General features: G+C 68.0%; 10 protein-coding genes and 1 pseudogene. 1 reads left to right on the top strand and 10 read right to left on the bottom strand.

Features of this window, described 5'->3' with window-relative positions:
• Positions 1-32: 32 nt before the first annotated feature.
• The 8 genes from AC1RNC_RS19075 to AC1RNC_RS19040 all read right to left on the bottom strand — a co-directional run bounded on the left by AC1RNC_RS19075 (position 33) and on the right by AC1RNC_RS19040 (position 11,174).
• Positions 33-1,037: a hypothetical protein gene (locus tag AC1RNC_RS19075; RefSeq protein ID WP_492887875.1), complete on the bottom strand. Its 1,005-nt coding sequence runs from the start codon at positions 1,035-1,037 to the stop codon at positions 33-35.
• A complete protein-coding gene (locus AC1RNC_RS19070; RefSeq protein WP_492887874.1) occupies positions 953-1,873 on the bottom strand; it encodes a glycosyltransferase family 2 protein in 921 nt (306 codons plus the stop codon). Before AC1RNC_RS19070 ends, AC1RNC_RS19075 begins: the two co-directional genes overlap by 85 nt.
• Positions 1,873-3,024: a GNAT family N-acetyltransferase gene (locus tag AC1RNC_RS19065; protein ID WP_492887873.1), complete on the bottom strand. Its 1,152-nt coding sequence runs from the start codon at positions 3,022-3,024 to the stop codon at positions 1,873-1,875. The genes AC1RNC_RS19070 and AC1RNC_RS19065 overlap by 1 nt, the downstream gene beginning before the upstream one ends.
• A gap of 94 nt (positions 3,025-3,118) precedes the next feature.
• The gene (locus AC1RNC_RS19060) at positions 3,119-3,613 is read right to left on the bottom strand and encodes a GAF domain-containing protein (protein ID WP_492887872.1); all 495 of its coding nucleotides are present in this window, start codon (positions 3,611-3,613) and stop codon (positions 3,119-3,121) included.
• A 50-nt stretch (positions 3,614-3,663) separates the two neighbouring features.
• The gene (locus AC1RNC_RS19055) at positions 3,664-4,752 is read right to left on the bottom strand and encodes a ChaN family lipoprotein (RefSeq protein ID WP_492887871.1); all 1,089 of its coding nucleotides are present in this window, start codon (positions 4,750-4,752) and stop codon (positions 3,664-3,666) included.
• 84 nt (positions 4,753-4,836) lie between these two features.
• Positions 4,837-7,185, bottom strand: a complete 2,349-nt coding sequence (locus AC1RNC_RS19050) for a methyl-accepting chemotaxis protein (protein WP_492887870.1) — start codon at positions 7,183-7,185, stop codon at positions 4,837-4,839.
• A 121-nt stretch (positions 7,186-7,306) separates the two neighbouring features.
• On the bottom strand, positions 7,307-9,625 hold the full coding sequence (locus AC1RNC_RS19045) for a glucan 1,4-alpha-glucosidase (RefSeq protein ID WP_492887869.1): 2,319 nt from the start codon (positions 9,623-9,625) through the stop codon (positions 7,307-7,309).
• Positions 9,626-9,662: 37 nt separating this feature from the next.
• Positions 9,663-11,174, bottom strand: coding sequence for an MFS transporter (locus AC1RNC_RS19040; protein WP_492887868.1), 1,512 nt, complete (start codon positions 11,172-11,174; stop codon positions 9,663-9,665).
• A gap of 235 nt (positions 11,175-11,409) precedes the next feature.
• On the opposite strand from AC1RNC_RS19040, the pseudogene AC1RNC_RS19035 reads away from it, so the two are divergent.
• Positions 11,410-12,512: pseudogene (locus AC1RNC_RS19035) on the top strand (LacI family DNA-binding transcriptional regulator).
• Here AC1RNC_RS19035 and AC1RNC_RS19030 read toward each other — a convergent pair.
• The gene (locus AC1RNC_RS19030; protein ID WP_492887867.1) at positions 12,509-14,152 is read right to left on the bottom strand and encodes an alpha-amylase family glycosyl hydrolase; all 1,644 of its coding nucleotides are present in this window, start codon (positions 14,150-14,152) and stop codon (positions 12,509-12,511) included. The pseudogene AC1RNC_RS19035 and the gene AC1RNC_RS19030 overlap by 4 nt on opposite strands.
• Entirely contained in the window at positions 14,128-15,942 is a 1,815-nt protein-coding gene (locus AC1RNC_RS19025; protein ID WP_492887866.1) for an alpha-amylase family glycosyl hydrolase, read from the bottom strand. Before AC1RNC_RS19025 ends, AC1RNC_RS19030 begins: the two co-directional genes overlap by 25 nt.
• Between the last annotated feature and the right edge of the window lie 13 nt (positions 15,943-15,955).

Here is a 15,955-nt window from a genome sequence, read left to right as displayed (position 1 = left end):
AGCAGTGCGGCAAAGATCGGCGGTCGGCAAGGTCAGCCGTGCACGGGCTCGACCAAAACGCCCGGTCGCGCGGCATCCAGGCCGAAGGTGATCGGCAGGTGGTGCACGTGCGGCGTCTGCAGGCCCAGGGCCTTGGCTCCACGCGCCACGGCCAGCTTGCCCAGCGCCGTCGGCCCGAAACCCTCCTGCACGCGCGGGCTCATGCCCATGCGCCGGCGCAGCACGCCGTTGGCGTAGATGACGTTGGCCCGCATCAAAGCCGGCGGGGTCATGAATTCGACCGAGATCGAGACGTTCAGCATGGGACCGTTCTCGATCCGGTGCGGAGCGTTCTGCTTCCAGGTGACCATGTTCCCGGGCGTCAGCGCCACTTCCTGAGCGCCCTTGTCCCATTCGGGTTCGAAGGCGAACTGCTCGGCGGTCTCGCGCAGGACGATCTTCTCCAGGGCCTGGTCGCCGACATAGGGGTCCGCCACCGGATAGACCCAAACCTTCTTCTCACCGCGGAGCTGCCACAGCGACACCAGCGGCACGTCGAGGTGATAGAAGACCTGGGCGTTGGCGCTGGAGATCAGCATGCCGACGTCGCGCTTGAAGGTGCGCAGGCCCGGCACGTGCGCTTCCTTGTCGACGAAGATCTCATCGGCCAGGGCGGCGTATTCCGGCACATGGTCGTTGGTCTGGCGCAGATTCAGCCATATGCGGCCGGTCTTGGCGGCCTCCAGCAGTTGATCGCCGCTCAGATTGCCGGCCGAGCCCTTGCGCCAGGTGGTCCAGGCCTTGGGGTCCTCGCCCATGGTGAAGACGCCCAGCTTGTCGCGCGGATACTGGTCCAGCAGGCGCGCCAGCCCCTCGTCGTCGAACATCGGACGCTCGTGCAGGGCGTGCTTGAACATCAGGTTCTCGTGGCCGAAGGCCTTGGCCTTGTCCGCCGTCCAGTCGGTGATCACGCTCATGCGGTCCTCCCGTAGAATTGGATCTTGAAGGGCCCCCACCAGAGGGTCTTGCCCAGGCCCCGCGCGGCGCGGTCCAGCCATTCGGCGCGGTCCCTGGCGCGGGTCAGCCACTTGAAGCCGGCGACGGCCCCGAACACGGCGGCCTGGCCCAGACCGATGATCATCCAGCGGGCGACGCCCAGAGTGTCGCGCGGCGCGGCCGTGGCGCAGTGCGAGGTCGGGCCCTGGCCGTAGGCGAAGGCGCGGGCGATCGTGTAGCGAAGGTTCATGCGGCTGGGCACCGGCTCTTCCCAGACCCAGGCGGCCGGCTCCCAGGCGAAGCGCGCGCCGGCTGCGCGCATGTGGCCGAACAGCATGTCGTCCTCGCCGCCGATGTGATTGCGCTCGATCGCGAACGGCGTGACCGGATCCGGCAGGGCCGCGCGGCGGATCAGGCTGTCGCCGCAGCCGTAGTAGTGGTCGAGGATACCGGCCTCGGCGGGACCTTCCCGCGAAAAGAAGCGCTCCAGATAGTCGCGGTGCTCTACGATGTGATCCGGGGCGCGAGTTCGGACCGGACCGAACACCACGTCGGCGTCGTAGCGGACCTGGGCCGCCAGCAGCGCCGCCAGCCAGCCGGCCGGGGCCTCCTCGTCGTCGTCTAGGAAGACGATCAGCTCGCCCGAGGCGCGGGCCATGCCAGCGTTGCGGGCGAAGGCGACGCCGGGGCGCTTTTCGTGGACGTAGACCACGGGGAACGGCGCGGCCTTGGCCAGCATGTCGGCCACGGGCTTGGCGGACGGGACTTGGTCGTTGTCGACGATCACCAGCTCCAGTTCGGCGCGGTCGACGCCGGTCTGGCCGAACACCGAGCGCGCCGCGACGGTCAGGCCGTCCGGACGCCGCTGTGTCGGGATCATGATCGTCACGCGCGGCATCAGACCTCCGGATGGCCCCCCTGGCGGCGATGCGCGCGCGAGGCCACGGCCCCGACGAAGTCGCGCACGCGGCCGGACATGGTCAGTTCGGTGCTGGCGATGGCGTCCATGCGGCGGCGCAGGCGTCCGACCGGACCCGCGCCGTGGGCGCCAGCCATCGTCCAGGCGTTCTCGATCGACAGCGCCATGCGCCCGCCGATCGTGGCGGCGGTCGCCGCGCCCTCGCCGATCGTCACGGTGTTGAGACCGTAAGACCGCTTGTAGTGGTCATGGCTGGGGCCGAGATCGTAACGGGAAAGGCCCAGTTTCGGCATCGCCGCGATGGCGCGCAGGAAGAAGATCTGGCCCGGCGACCAGGCGGCGTGTTCGGGGGAGGTCGAGGCGATCCACGGATGGTACACCTCGCCCAGGCGGACGCCGAAGTGGCCGCCCACCAGCGTGTCGCCGGCATAGAGGTTGATCATCAGCCCCCGGAAGTCGCCCGAGCGACGCGCGAACAGGTCCGCCATCAACTCGCGGGTCCAGTCGGCGCGCAGGAAGTCGTGGGCGCCGGTGCGCTCCAGTTGCTCACGCTTCCAGTCGATCAGTTGGTTGAACGCGTCGCGCGAAACGTCGCCCGCGACCAGGCGCACCGGCCCGATCTCGCGGTCCAGCTTGTTGTCCAGGCGGCGGTAGTTCTTGATCTTCTTGGGGCTCGCGGCGCGGATGGCCTCCAGATAGGCCTCGGCGGTCGTGCCCTCCAGATCGATCAGATAGGCTGTGCGATCGGTCTCCGGCGAGGCCGGGAACAGGCCATTCGGATCGACGAGGCCGGTGTAGCGGAAAACCGAGACGTCGGCGGCGCGCAGCACCTGTCCCAGATCAAGTCCCGCATCGGGACGGGCCACCAGGCCGTGATAGTCCGACAACGGAGAACCGATCGGCCGCGCCAGGCCGCCCGGACGGCGGTGATAGGCTAGAAAGCCCTGGGTCTGGTCGTCGCGGCGGACCACCGCCACGCGCGCGTCTTCCCGAACACTTCCAATGGCTTGCGCGAAGTCGGGGCCCAGCAACGGATTGCCGAAACCCGCCTGAGCGACGGCCAGGCTCCGCCACAGCGCCACGTCTTCGGCGCTCAGCAGGTTCGGGTGTAGGGTTTCGACGTCCAACATGTCCAGCTGTCCTACTCCGGCTCGGGTTAGGGAAAGATGGATCAAGGCCTGCAATCGGCGGGCCATGTGTCAGACCGGCGGTTCGGTCGACCTTTTATGCAAAAGTCGTCTTGAGGATCTTCTCCAGCCACAGCTGGTCGGTGGCGTCGAACGCGGCGGGCTTGTCGGAATCGACGTCGAGCACCGCGATCAACTGGCCGTCGGGGCCGAAGACCGGCACGACGATCTCGCTCTCCGAACGGCTGTCGCAGGCGATATGGCCTGGGAAAGCGTGCACATCCGGCACAAGCTGGGTCTCGCCCGTGGCCGCCGCCGCCCCGCAGACGCCGCGCCCGTAGGCGATGCGCAAGCAGCCCAGCGAGCCCTGGTAGGGCCCGACCACCAGTTCGCGCTCTTTCATGGGATCCACGACGTAGAAGCCGGTCCAGAAATAGTGGTCGAAGCTGTTGGCCAGCATCGAGGCCACCGTCGCCATGCGGGCGGTGACGTTGGGCTCGCCATCCAGCACGGACGCGATCTCGTCGGCGACCTCGGCATAGCGGGTCGCCTTGTCGGCGGAGAGGGTGATGTCGTTGAACGCTTCGGCCATGGCGGGGATATAGCGCGGCCTTCGGCGGATGTCAGAGGGGGCGGCGCGGTTTAGGGCTTGGCCGGCTCGGCGGTCCCCGGCGGCGAGTACTTGCAGGCGCTGGCCTTGCGCTTGGCCATCAGGGCCTGGACCCACGCGCCGGTGTCCTCGCCGTCCACGAAGGTCGGCGGATTTGGATAGATCAGCTGGATCAGCGTGCCGTTCTCCAGATCGGCGGCCTTGAAGGCCGGCGCCTTGGCGTCATCGACCTCCAGGGGGTCGATGACCGCGATCTTCAGGGCGGGGTCGCGCAGCTTCAGCCGCTCGACGGTTCCCAGGAAGGCCGCGCTATGGAAATTACCGTTCAGATGCAGGGCCTTTGAGCCCGGATGGGCTCTCAGCGCCATAAAAATGGCCTCGGCCATGGTGTCGTCGCGGGCGGTCTGGCCGGCCAGGCTGCGCTCGGCCTTCAGCAGCGCCTCGGGCGACTGGCTCGCGCCGCCGCCATGGGCCGCCGCGCCGGACTGGAAGCGCATGTACTTGGCGCGATAGGCGCCGGTCCCCGGATTGAGATCGCGCGCGATCCAGCCGCGTTCCTCCGGCGTGAACTGGCTGAGGATTTCGGGGCCCCATTGGCCGATGCACGAGATCGCCCAGGTCGGCGCCTCGGCGGCCACCACGGGCAGGCCATGCGTCCGCGCGAACTCGACCAGCGGCCGGTACGAGGTCGGATAGTTGTCCCAGGCCCGGCCCTTTTCCTTCAGGGCGTTCTCGCCGACCTTGCCGGCCAGATAGGCGTCGACCACCGGCTGGGTGTCGCGCTCGAACTGTTCCAGCGACAGGATATAGCGCGGGTTCCTGGCCGCCAGAGCGCGGAACAGCTCCTGCTGTCGCAGATGCACGCCGGGATGGCGGTGACTTTCGCCGAAGAACACGACGTCGTAGCCCGACAGCAACTCGGCGGCCTCGGCGAAGCTCACGACGCGGGGCTTGCCGGTCTTGGCGTCCTTCATGACGAACGCGGTATCGTAGAAGTCCTCCAGCCCCCGGCTCAGTTGGTAGCCGTCACCGACGGGCTTCACGATCGGCGCGGTCTGGGCCACGGCGCCGCTAGCCAGGGCAAGCATCGGCAGGGAAATGAGCCAGGACTTCGTGAACATCGGCGCTCCAGGGTATGGACCTTAGATCCAAGGACTACCCGGTCTGGCTACCGCCACGCCAGAACTTTGCGAGTCACTTGCAAGTCAGAACTCTTCCCACTCGCCCGGACGCGAGTTCGGCTGAACCTTCAACGCGTTCGCGCCCTGCACGTAGCGCTGGCGGAAGCTCTCGCGGGTTGGAGCCGCCGTCGGACGCTGGACCGGAGCCGCTGGACGGCGCTCGGCGCGGGCGGGCAGTTCGTGGACCACCGCCCCGACCTGGAAGCGGCCGATCAAGCGTTCCAGCTCGGCGGCCTCGGTCGAGAGCGCGTGGCTGGCGGCCGTCGACTGCTCGACCATGGCGGCGTTCTGCTGGGTGACCTGGTCCATCTGGTTCACGGCCTGGTTCACCTCGGCCAGGCCCACGGCCTGCTCCTTGGAGGACGAGGCGATTTCGCCGACCAGTTCGTTGATCTCGGCCACCTGGGTGAGAATCTGCGCCAGGGTCTCGCCCGTCTCGCCGACCAGCTTGACGCCCTTGCCGACCTGGTCGCTGGAGGCGCGGATCAGGCCCCTGATTTCCTTGGCCGCATCAGCCGAGCGCTGGGCCAGGGCCCGCACTTCTTGAGCGACCACCGCGAAGCCACGGCCGGCATCGCCGGCGCGCGCGGCTTCGACGCCGGCGTTCAGCGCCAGCAGGTTGGTCTGGAAGGCGATCTCGTCGATGACGCCAATGATCTGGGTGATCGACTGCGAGGACTTCTCGATGCCGCCCATCGCCTGGACGGCTTCCTGGACCACCGCGCCGCTGCGTTCGGCGGCGGCCTTGGCGCTGATCGTCACCTGACGCGCCCGCTCGGCGCCTTCCGAGCTGCGCTTCACCGTGGCGGTGATCTGGTCGAGGGCGGCGGCGGTCTGCTCCAGGCCAGCGGCCTGGCGCTCCGTCCGCTGCGAAAGATCGTCGGCGGCGCTGCTGATCTCCGCGCAGCCGCCGCGGATGCTGCGGGCGGCGGTCAGGATGCCGGCCATGGTCGCCTGCAGGCTTTCGACGGCGGCGTTGAAGTCGCGCGGCATCTTCACCGCGTCGCCCTGGAAGTCATCCTCGCGCATGCGCCAGATCAGGTCGCCGTCGACCAAACGCTCCATGCCTTCGCCGAGGTTGGCGACGGCCTTGGCCTGGGCGGCGGCGAAGGCTTGCGCTTCCTGCTCGTGACGCAGGCGGGCGGCCTCGGCCACGGCGCGCTCGGCCTCCTGCTCGGCCCGGCGGCGCTGACCATCGGCCAGGTCGTGGCGGAAGCCGTCCAGGGCGCGGGCGATGGCGCCGATCTCGTCGCCGCCGTCGATACCGGGAACGGCCTCGTCGTAGCGGCCGGCGCTCAGCTTGTCGACGCTGCGGGTCAGCCCCGTCAGCGGCTTCTTGACCAGGGCGGCGCTGGCGAAGAACAGCGCCGCCAGCACGGCGGCGGTGATGACAAGCCCGCCGACGAACAGGATCTTGGCCAGGCGGTCAGCGGGACCCGTGATGGCGGCCACCGGCACATCCATGACCAGGGCCCAGGTGGTGTTCAAAGCCGGGATCGGGACGGGACGGATGATGCGGGCCATTGGCGCGCCATCGACAACAATCCCCTTGACCTCGACGATCGCGCCCCCGGCCAGGACGCTCTGCAGCTGGTCGGCGCCGGCATCCGAATACGGCTGGGTGCGCTTGGCCGGATCGGGATGGGCGATCCACTTGCCGCTCGGCGACAGCATCATCACCCGGCCGCCGCCCAGCGGCTTGAGCGCGCCCAGGGTCTTGGAGACGCTGTCCAGCGCCATGTCGAGACCGGCCACGCCGATGAACTGGCCGCGCGAGAACACCGGATAGACGACCGAGGTCATCAACACCGACTTGCCGGCGACGTCGTAGGAATAGGGCTCGACGACGGTCGACTTCCCCGTCTGCTTGGGGATGGCGTAGTAGGGCTCCTGGTACTCGTTGCCCTGGTCCAGCGGCTGGAAGATCACCTTGTCGCCGTCGTGCACCCAGTAAGGCGAGAAGTTGCCGGCCTTGTTCGAGCCCGACGCGGTGTTGCCGACGAACTCGGCGTCCTTGCCGTCGAAGGCGTTGGGCTCGGCCATGTACCAGCTGCCCAGCACCATCGCCGAGGACTCGGCGTTGGGCTTCAGCATCTGGACCACCGTGGCCCGGTCGGTCATGCCCGCCTCATGGGCCGCGCCGATCGAGACGGCCATCGACCGCGCCGTCGACTGGACCTTACCGATGTCGGCCTGGACGCTCTGGATGGCGTCATCAGCCACCGCGCCAGCATAGCGGTTGGTCAGGCCCGAAACGATCGCGCTGGTGTGCGACGAGACGGCCACCGCCGCGGCGATGAGCAGGAAGCCGATCGCGAGACCCGCCACGAGGATCAATTTCCAGGCGATGGTCAATCGACGGAACGCTGTCATGAAGGTCTCCGGCCGCGAGCAGGGCTGTTAACCCTGTCTTCGCGGCCGAATCCTAAACCACCCGTTAACCATGCCGCGGACGCGCCGAACTGCGACAATCCGCGCATCCCGAACAGTTACCCTAGCGGGAGAAACGGGCCTTCACAGGCGCATAGGTGTCCCACACCTGGCCGTCGCTGACCGAGCGCAGGAGCTTGACGTATTCGGCGTGGCTCCAGGCCAGAGGCGTGGCGCTGTCCGTTCCCTCGCCGCGCGTGTAGCCATGAGCGCTTGGCGCGCCGACGCCGTCCCAGACCTGTTCGGGGATCAGCAGGCCCTCGTTGGCGAACAGCTCCATGGCGCGGACATAGATGTCGCGGATCTTCTTGATAGAGGCCGCGTCGGGCTTGCCCGAGACACCGGCCAGGGCCAGTTCGTAGTGACCGCGCTCACCGGTGAAGATCGGCCACACGCGGCCGCGCTGGCCCGGACGCATCTGGCCGTCGGCCCCGTAGTTGGCGCCGGTCTTGGTATCCTCGCCATAGCCGTCGACGCCGTAGCGGCGCCAGCCGGGGAAGGTCCCGTCGACGCCGGGGAAGGTGAAGCTGTACCGGACGCGATAGAGGTCCTCCATCGCCTCGTCGTCCAGCTTGGGCAGGCTGGCGACAATGGCTGGATCGTCGGCGCGGCGCACGCCGTAGCGGACCAGCTCCAGGAAGCCGGCGTCCAGCATCTTGTCCTCGGGGACCGCCGTCTGGCCGTTGCGCTCCTCGACCGCGCTCTTGTTGTCCGGATCCTGGTCGCTGTTGAGGCGCAGGTAGTAGTGACCGTCGCCGAACGCGCCGTTGGTCGTGACCATGCGGGCCTCGACCTTCGAGGAATAGTCGTCGGCGGTCTTGCGGTAGGTCTCCGCCGAGGCCGTGTCGCCGGCGGCCTCGGCGATGTCGCCGGCCACCACCAGACCCGCGATCACGGCGGCGGTCGTCGAGGGCGAGTAGCCGCCCTGCTCTTCCCAGCGCTCCTGCTGGGTGAACGGCGGGGTGATGGTCGCGTGGTTCCAGCCCAGGTCGACCTTGCCGCCCTTGACCAGGAAGTCGGCCGCCGGCTTCAGCATCTTGCCGTAGTAGGTCTTCAGCTCGGCCTCCGACAGCCAGCCCAGCTTGCGCAGCTTCCAGCCCAGCATGATCGGCATGGCCGTCTGGTCCAGCTGGACGCCGACCCATTCGGGCGTGCCGTCGACGTGCGACTTCTGCAGGAACCAGCCGCCATCGCCCTTGTTGCCGGGCGTCTTGGCTCCGACCTGCACCGTCGGCAGGTAATGGAAGGCCGCCAGCGGCGTCTCCTTGTCGCCCAGGGCCGCCAGGGCCATGGCGCACTGGTAGAAGTCGCGCGGCCAGACGGCCTTGTAGCCGGTCGAGGACGTCGTGGCATCGACCGTGTCGCCCCACGGGTTCGACAGCGAGGCGATCAGGGCGCCGGCGTGGGTGCGGTCTTCCTGGACCTTCAGCATCAGGGCCGAAGCCTGGACCAGCTTGCCGCCATCCTCCGAGGCTTCGCGCAGGCGCGGCAGCTGCGTCAGCGAGGCCAGATAGTCTTCCCAGCCCACCCGCGCGCCCTCGCCGTTGAAGCGGGCCAGCACCTCGGCGTAACCGGTCTTCAGCGTCGCGGCGGCGGTGGCGTCAGCGGCCCTGGCGTCGGAACCGAAGCCGATGGCGAAGTCGAAGGTCGCTTCCTTGCTCACGGCCGGCAGCTGGCCGGTCAGGACAATCGCGCCCTTGGCCGAGGTCGTCGCGGTCTTCAGGCCCAGCAGCGCGTCATTGTCCTTCAACACGCTAGCGGGGGCCTTGGCGAAGGGCTTGGTCCCCTTCAGGCTCAGGAACGCCTTGCCCTCGGAGGCGGTCAGCGCCGCCATCGAGGCCGCGCCGGTATCGCCGCCGCCGGTGTTGGCCATGTGCGGCTCCAGCACCAGGGTCGGGGTCACCGGCCCCTTCAGCGCCTTGACCGTGACGCGCACGAACAGGCTGTTGCGGTCCGGATCGGTGAAGATCCGCTTCTCGATGACGAAGCGACCTTGCTTGTCCGTGGTGGTGATCTTGTAGGCCGGCGACAGCGGACGGCCGGCCGCGTCGACGTGCAGATATTCGGTCTTCGAGGTCGTGTCCGCGCCCTCGACCGCCAGGCCCGTCGCGGTCTGGACGGCGATGCGCATCTGCTTGATCTGGGCCTCGTGGATCAGGCCGTACATGGTCTCGGTCAGCACGCCGTCGGCGATCGAGAACCAGACCTTGGACACCGTCCCGGTCTTGCCGCCGGCCTTGTAGACCCCGTCGACATAGGCCTCGTAAGACGCGCCCACGCCGGTCTTGGCCGCATAGGCCCAGGTGGTTGGGGCCGCGGCGTGCGCGGCGGCGGTGGTAAACGTGGCGGCCGAGGCCAGGGCGAGAAGTTTCAGGCGGCGCATGGCGAGGACCTCGTCAGGCTGGAAGGGAAAGGGAGGATCAGGCGGGCTCGCCGGCGACACGGTCGCGGACGAGGAAGGTCGTGGCGGCGGCGATGGCGAAGGACACCGCCCCCAGCACCAGGGCGTAGATCGCCTGGCCGCCGAAGAAGCTCCTCAGCAACAGGCCCAGCACCGTCGCGGCCAGCAGCTGCGGGATGACGATGAAGAAATTGAAGATGCCCATGTAGACGCCCATCTTCCGCGCCGGCAGGGCCCCGGCCAGGATCGAGTACGGGGCCGACAGGATCGAGCTCCAGGCGAAGCCGACGCCGATCATGCCGATCCACAGCATCCCCGGCTCGCGGATCAGCAGGAACGACAGCAGGCCCAGGGCGCCCAGGATCAGGCACGCCGCATGGCTGACCTTGCGGCTGGTCGCCTGGACCATCAGCGGGATGACCAGGGCCGCCAGGGCCGCGACGCCATTGTAGACGGCGAACAGCACGCCCACCCAGTCCGCGCCTTCATTATAGGCCTTGGACGTCGCGTCCACCGCGTGGAAGTGGACCGCCGCCACCGCGGGCGTCGTGTAGATCCACATGGCGAACAGGCCGAACCACGAGAAGAATTGGACCACCGCCAGCTGACGCATGGTCCTGGGCATGCGGAAGAAGTCGGACAGCACTTCGGAAAAGCCGTTGTCCGTGCGCCCGATCCGTTTGAACCGCGCGCCGGCGACGCCCGCCACGCCGAACGCGAAGACCAGGCCGGCCAGGACGTAGAGCTCCTTCTCCAGGCGCGCGCTCCAGACGACCAGGGCCAAGGCCAGACCCGCCAGCACGCCGCCGACGCCCAGGACGACATAGGCGTTGACCGACGGCTCGGGCTCCTCGTGCGGGCCGAAGCCCAACGCCTCGTGCTCGGCGGCCTCGAAGGCGACGAGTTGGTCGGGGCTGTATTCCCGGGTCGTGAACACCGTCCACATCACGGCCAGCAGCAGGCCCGCGCCACCGGCGTAGAAGGCGATCCGCACCGCGTCGGGGATCTGGCCGGCCGGAGCGGTGTTCGACACGTGGAGCCAGTTGGTCAGCATCCACGGCAGGGCCGAGGCCAGCACCGCACCCAGGCCGATGAAGAAGCTCTGCATGGCGTAGCCGGTGGCGCGCTGCTCGTCGGGCAGGTTGTCGCCGACGAAGGCTCGGAACGGCTCCATGGTGATGTTGATCGAGGCGTCCATCAGCCACAGCGCGCCCGCCGCCACCCACAGCGCGGGCGCGTTGGGCATGACGAACAGCGCCAGAGTGGTGAGGACCGCGCCCCAGAAGAAGTACGGCCTGCGGCGACCCAGACGACCCCAGGTCTTGTCGGAGAGATGGCCGATGATCGGCTGGACCAGCAGGCCCGTGGCCGGCGCGGCGATCCACAGGATCGCCAGGTGGTTCACATCGACGCCCAGGGTCTGGAAGATGCGGCTGGTGTTGGCGTTCTGCAGGCCGAAACCGATCTGGATTCCGAAGAAGCCAAAGCACATGTTCCAGATCTGCAGGAAACTGAGCCTCCGCCTGGTCATCGGTCCTCCGCCCCGCTCCGACCGCCGGTTAGCCCGACTGGTTCGCAAGTTTTTTCATGAACTCTCGTGACGGACATTTGCGCATGCGCCGTCAATGGGCGCAACGGAGAATCCACTACTTGTTGAGCCTATTCGCAAAACAGGCGCCCCAAACCCGACATCCGCTACCGGCGGAACAGCAAGGTTCAAGCCATGGTTTGCAGTAGTTTTCACATCCATTTTCAACCAGCTCGGCTTGCAAACCCCATCGAACGGCGCCTTATGGGCCTCTGAAAAAGTTTGCAGAAATCTTTGCAGCATCAACAGTCGAACAGGGACGGGCGTAAGGTGAGCAAGGGGGCGACGCGACTGGAGGACCTGGCCAAGCTGGCGGGGGTTTCGATCTCGACCGCGTCGCGAGCCCTCAATGACAGCCCGGCCGTCAACAAGCGCACCAAGCAGCTGATCTGGAAGCTGGCGCGCGAAATGGACTATCCGTTCCGCCGCTACATGCCCGCCGGTCCGATCGGGGCCGAGGCGACGATCGCCATCGTTACGCCCCGTCCGCAAGGCCGCGCCAGCAGCATGTCCGACCCGTTCTTCCTCGAGCTGCTGGCTGGCGTCGGCGAAGCCGCGCGCGAGCGCGGGTGCGACGTGATCCTCAGCCACATCGCCCCGACCAATTTCGAAGACCTGTCCTCGGCCATGACCACCAGCCGGGCGGAGGGCGTGATCTTCCTGGGCCAGAGCTCGCTGCACGCGGCCTTCAACCGCCTGGCCGAAACCGAGAACCGCTTCGTGGTCTGGGGCGCCCAGCTGCCGGACCAGAACTATTGCTCGGTCGGCTCGGACAACGTGATGGGCGGCCGCCGCGCCACGCTTCACCTGCAGCGCCTGGGCCGCAAGCGCATCGTCTTCCTCGGCGACACCGAGGCGCCCGAGGCCATGCAGCGCCATCGCGGCTATCTGGACGCCCTCGATCACGCCAAGCTGGGCGTCGACCCAGACCTGATCGTCCCGGCCCACTTCGAGGTCGAGTCGGCCGAGGCCGCTGTCGACAGCCTGATCCACCACGGTGTGGCGTTCGACGGCGTCGTCGCCGCCTCCGACCTGATCGCGCTTGGCGCCATGCGGGCCCTGAAGCACGCCGGTCTGTCGGTTCCCGGCGACGTCTCGGTGATGGGCTTCGACAACGTCCCCTTCAGCCGCTACGCCAGCCCGGCTCTGAGCACCATCGCCCAGGACACCAACAAGGCCGGCCGGCTGATGGTCTCCAAGCTGCTCGACAGCGGCGAGCGAGCCAGCCGGTCGGAGCGGGTGCCGACCGACCTGATCATCCGGGAAAGCTGCGGCGGCTAAACCCGCCGCGCGATCAATCCCGCGCACGGCGGCATCTGGCCCTCGCCGCCCAGATTGACGCCGTCGACCATCGCCCAGCCTTCGGGCAGCGACCAGGCCGCCGGCTCGAAACCCAGATTGAAGGCCAGCAGCACAGCGCCTCCCCCCTCCCCGCGCTGGAAGATCAGCAGCGGGCTGTTGGTGTCGACGAAGCTGATCGCGCCGGTGCGCAGGGCGGGATAGGCTTTCCGCAAGGCGATCAGGCGACGCGCCACATGCAGGGTCGAGGTCGGATCCGCCTCCTGGACGTCCACCGCCAGCGGCAGGTGCTCGGGATCGACCGGCAGCCAGGGCTCGACGCGAGAGAAGCCGGCGTTGATGGCGCCAGCCACCCACGGCATCGGCGTGCGGGCGCCGTCGCGACCCAGGGTCTGGGGCCAGTTGGCGATGGCCTCGGGATCCTGCAGGCGCTCGAACGGCACATTGGCCTGGGGCAGACCCAGCTCCTCGCCCTGATAGACGAAGACGTTGCCGCGCAGGCCCATCAACAGCAGCAGGCACATCTCGGCGAAGGCCTTGCGGTCGCGCCCCTCGGCCCAGCGCGACACCGCGCGCGGGGCGTCGTGGTTCGAGAAGGTCCAGGACGGCCAGCCCTCCCCGTCCTCGCCCGGCCACATGGCCGCGCCCTTGGGGATCATGTCGCCGGTCAGCTTATCGGCGTAGAGGTAGAGGAAGCCGTAGGCGCTGTTCAGGCGATCGTTTCCGGCCGTGAACAGCTTCATTTCTCGGTCCGCGTGGTCGCCGCCGACTTCCGCCACCGAGAACCGACCGCCCGCCGCGTCGGTCAGCGCCCGCAGGCGGCTGAGGAACTTCGGAATGTCGGCGTGGCTCTGGTTGTGGATCTTGTCCTGGAAGTCGAACGGCCGCGTGCGCTTGCCGCCCGGCGGCAGCGGCGGGTTATCCGTGAACGCCGGGTCGTGCATCGAGAAGTTGATGGCGTCGAAGCGGAAACCATCCACGCCCTTGTCGATCCAGAACTGGGTGACGGCCAGCAGGGCTTCCTGCACCGCCGGATTGTGCAGGTTCAGCTGCGGCTGGCTGCTGAGGAAGTTGTGCATGTAGTACTGGCCGCGACGGGCGTCCCAGGTCCAGGCCGGGCCGCCAAACACCGACTGCCAGTTGCTGGGCGGGCTGCCGTCGGGCTTGGCGTCGGCCCAGACGAACCAGTCGGCCTTGGCGTTAGCGCGGTCCTGGCGGCTCTCGGCGAACCACGGGTGCTCGTCCGAGGTGTGCGAGAAGACCAGGTCGATGATGATCTTCAGGTCCAGGGCGTGGGCCTTGGCGATCAGGGCGTCGAAGTCGGCCAGGGTCCCGAAGATCGGATCGACGTCGCGATAGTCCGAGACGTCGTAGCCGAAGTCCTTCATCGGCGAGGTGAAGAACGGCGACAGCCACACCCCGTCGACGCCCAGCGAGGCGATGTGCTCGAGGTGTTCGGTGATCCCGGGCAGGTCGCCGACGCCGTCGCCGTTCGAGTCGGCGAAGCTGCGCGGATAGACCTGATAGATCACCACGCCGCGCCACCATTCGGTGTTCATCGACGTCTCCGCACCGGGGCGAACCAGAACCTGCACTGTCACTGTCGTCCCTCGGAAACGCAAATCATGTAGTCGAGCGGCTTCAGCTCGATGGAATAGCTGCCGGGCGCGGTCGCCGTCGCGGCGCATGCGCCGTGCAGCGCCCGCCAGGCGACGGAACCGGTCTCGACCGGGATATTGGCGGTCAGCGGCTGGTCGCCGGTGTTGAAGACAGCCAATATCTCGGTCTTGTCCAGAATGCGCGAGAAGGCCAGCGGGCCCGGCTTGTCACCGGCGACGCGGGCCACCTGGCGACCGTCGCGCAGGGCTGGCGTGGCGACACGGATCTTCGTCAGCTCGGCGATGCGGCCGTAGAGCGCACCGTCGGTTTCGAAGGCCGACCTCGGCCCCTTGGCGCTCGAGCCGATCAGACGGTTGTCGTTGTAGCTGGCCACCTGGCTCGCAAACATGTCCTCGCGGCTGTCCGCGTAATCGCCGTCGCCGGTGAAGCCTTGCTCGTCGCCGTAGTAGATCGTCGGGACGCCCCGCGCGGTCAGCATCAGGGCATTGGCCAGGGTGACGCGGGCCAGCAACTCGTCATCGCCTATCCCTGGCTTGGCCTTCAGCGCGAACCAGCCGATGCGGCCCATGTCGTGATTGCCCAGAAAGGTCGGCAGCTGACGCGCGGTCGCTTCGCCCCCCTCGTAGACCGGGTCGGCGGCGAAAATGCGGGCCAGGCGATCGGTCCCGGTCCGGCCCAGGGCGACGTCAGTCGCGGCCGACTGGAAGGCGAAGTCCAGCACGGCCGGCAGCCTGTCGACGCGGGTGTGACTGGCCAGGATCGCGACGTCCGGATCGAACACCTCGCCGAAGATGTGGAAGTTCGGGATGCCCCGGGCCTTCGCGCGGGCCAGCATGGCCGGGACGAAGGCTTGCCAGAACTCGGGGTTCACGTGGCGGGCGGTGTCGATGCGGAAGCCGTCGACGCCGAAGTCGTCGATCCACTGGCCGTAAACCTCGATAAAGCCCGCGACGACTCGTGGGTTCTCGGTGAACACATCGTCCAGCGTGGCGAAGTCGCCCAACAGCGAGCTCTCGCCCGCGAAAGTGCTGTCACCGCGGTTGTGGTAGTAGATCGGGTCGTTCAACCAATCCGGTTTCTTGGTGCGCTCCTGGCCGACCGGGACGTAGGGCGTATAGGCCCAGTCGGTCCGCTTGAGCTTGCGAAAGTCCTTGCCGTCGAAGCCGTCATTGATCGGCGCCCCCGCCACGCCGCCCTGGCGCGTATAGGGATAGTCGGCGACGCCGCGATAGGCGCAGCGGCTTTCGGGGCATTCCTTGTACTGGATGACGTCCGCCGTGTGGTTCACGACGATGTCCATATAGACCTTCAGGCCTCGGGCATGGGCCGCATCCACGAGCGCCCGGAAGTCGGCCCTGGTCCCGAAGTGCGGATCGACATCGGTGAAGTCGGTGATCCAGTAGCCGTGGTGCGCGGCCGACTCATGGCCCGGCGAGCCCTGCACCGCGCGGTTCCTGAAGATCGGCGCCAGCCACACCGCCGTCGCGCCCAGGCCCTGGATATAGTCCAGCCGCCGGGTCACCCCCTTCAGATCGCCGCCGTGATAGAAGCCTGCCCGCGTCGGGTCGAAGCCGTCGACCAGCGGCCCTGCATCGCGCCCGCCGTGATCATTGGTCGCGTCGCCATTCTCGAAGCGATCGGGCAGGACGAAATAGATCACTTCATCCTGGGGCTTGCGGAGGCGATAGGAGCCCGGAGCAGCGCACGCGGCCGAGACCAGCACACCCACGCCAAGCACGCCCAGGGCCGTCACGGCCAGCAGCGTTCGTCGCCAAGGCGTCAACGCCGACATCGCTCCCCCCTCG

The organism is Caulobacter sp. GW822-FHT01G02 (genome assembly GCF_058802865.1).
The sequence above is the reverse complement of the archived record's forward strand: the minus strand, read 5'-3'. Positions and strand labels throughout refer to the sequence as shown.

Coding starts and splice junctions, on each gene's coding strand:
- AC1RNC_RS19075 (WP_492887875.1), bottom strand. CDS start 1,037: ATGGCTGGACCGCGCCGCGCGGGGCCTGGGCAAGACCCTCTGGTGGGG.
- AC1RNC_RS19070 (WP_492887874.1), bottom strand. CDS start 1,873: ATGCCGCGCGTGACGATCATGATCCCGACACAGCGGCGTCCGGACGGC.
- AC1RNC_RS19065 (WP_492887873.1), bottom strand. CDS start 3,024: ATGTTGGACGTCGAAACCCTACACCCGAACCTGCTGAGCGCCGAAGAC.
- AC1RNC_RS19025 (WP_492887866.1), bottom strand. CDS start 15,942: ATGTCGGCGTTGACGCCTTGGCGACGAACGCTGCTGGCCGTGACGGCC.
- AC1RNC_RS19055 (WP_492887871.1), bottom strand. CDS start 4,752: ATGTTCACGAAGTCCTGGCTCATTTCCCTGCCGATGCTTGCCCTGGCT.
- AC1RNC_RS19050 (WP_492887870.1), bottom strand. CDS start 7,185: ATGACAGCGTTCCGTCGATTGACCATCGCCTGGAAATTGATCCTCGTG.
- AC1RNC_RS19040 (WP_492887868.1), bottom strand. CDS start 11,174: ATGACCAGGCGGAGGCTCAGTTTCCTGCAGATCTGGAACATGTGCTTT.
- AC1RNC_RS19045 (WP_492887869.1), bottom strand. CDS start 9,625: ATGCGCCGCCTGAAACTTCTCGCCCTGGCCTCGGCCGCCACGTTTACC.
- AC1RNC_RS19060 (WP_492887872.1), bottom strand. CDS start 3,613: ATGGCCGAAGCGTTCAACGACATCACCCTCTCCGCCGACAAGGCGACC.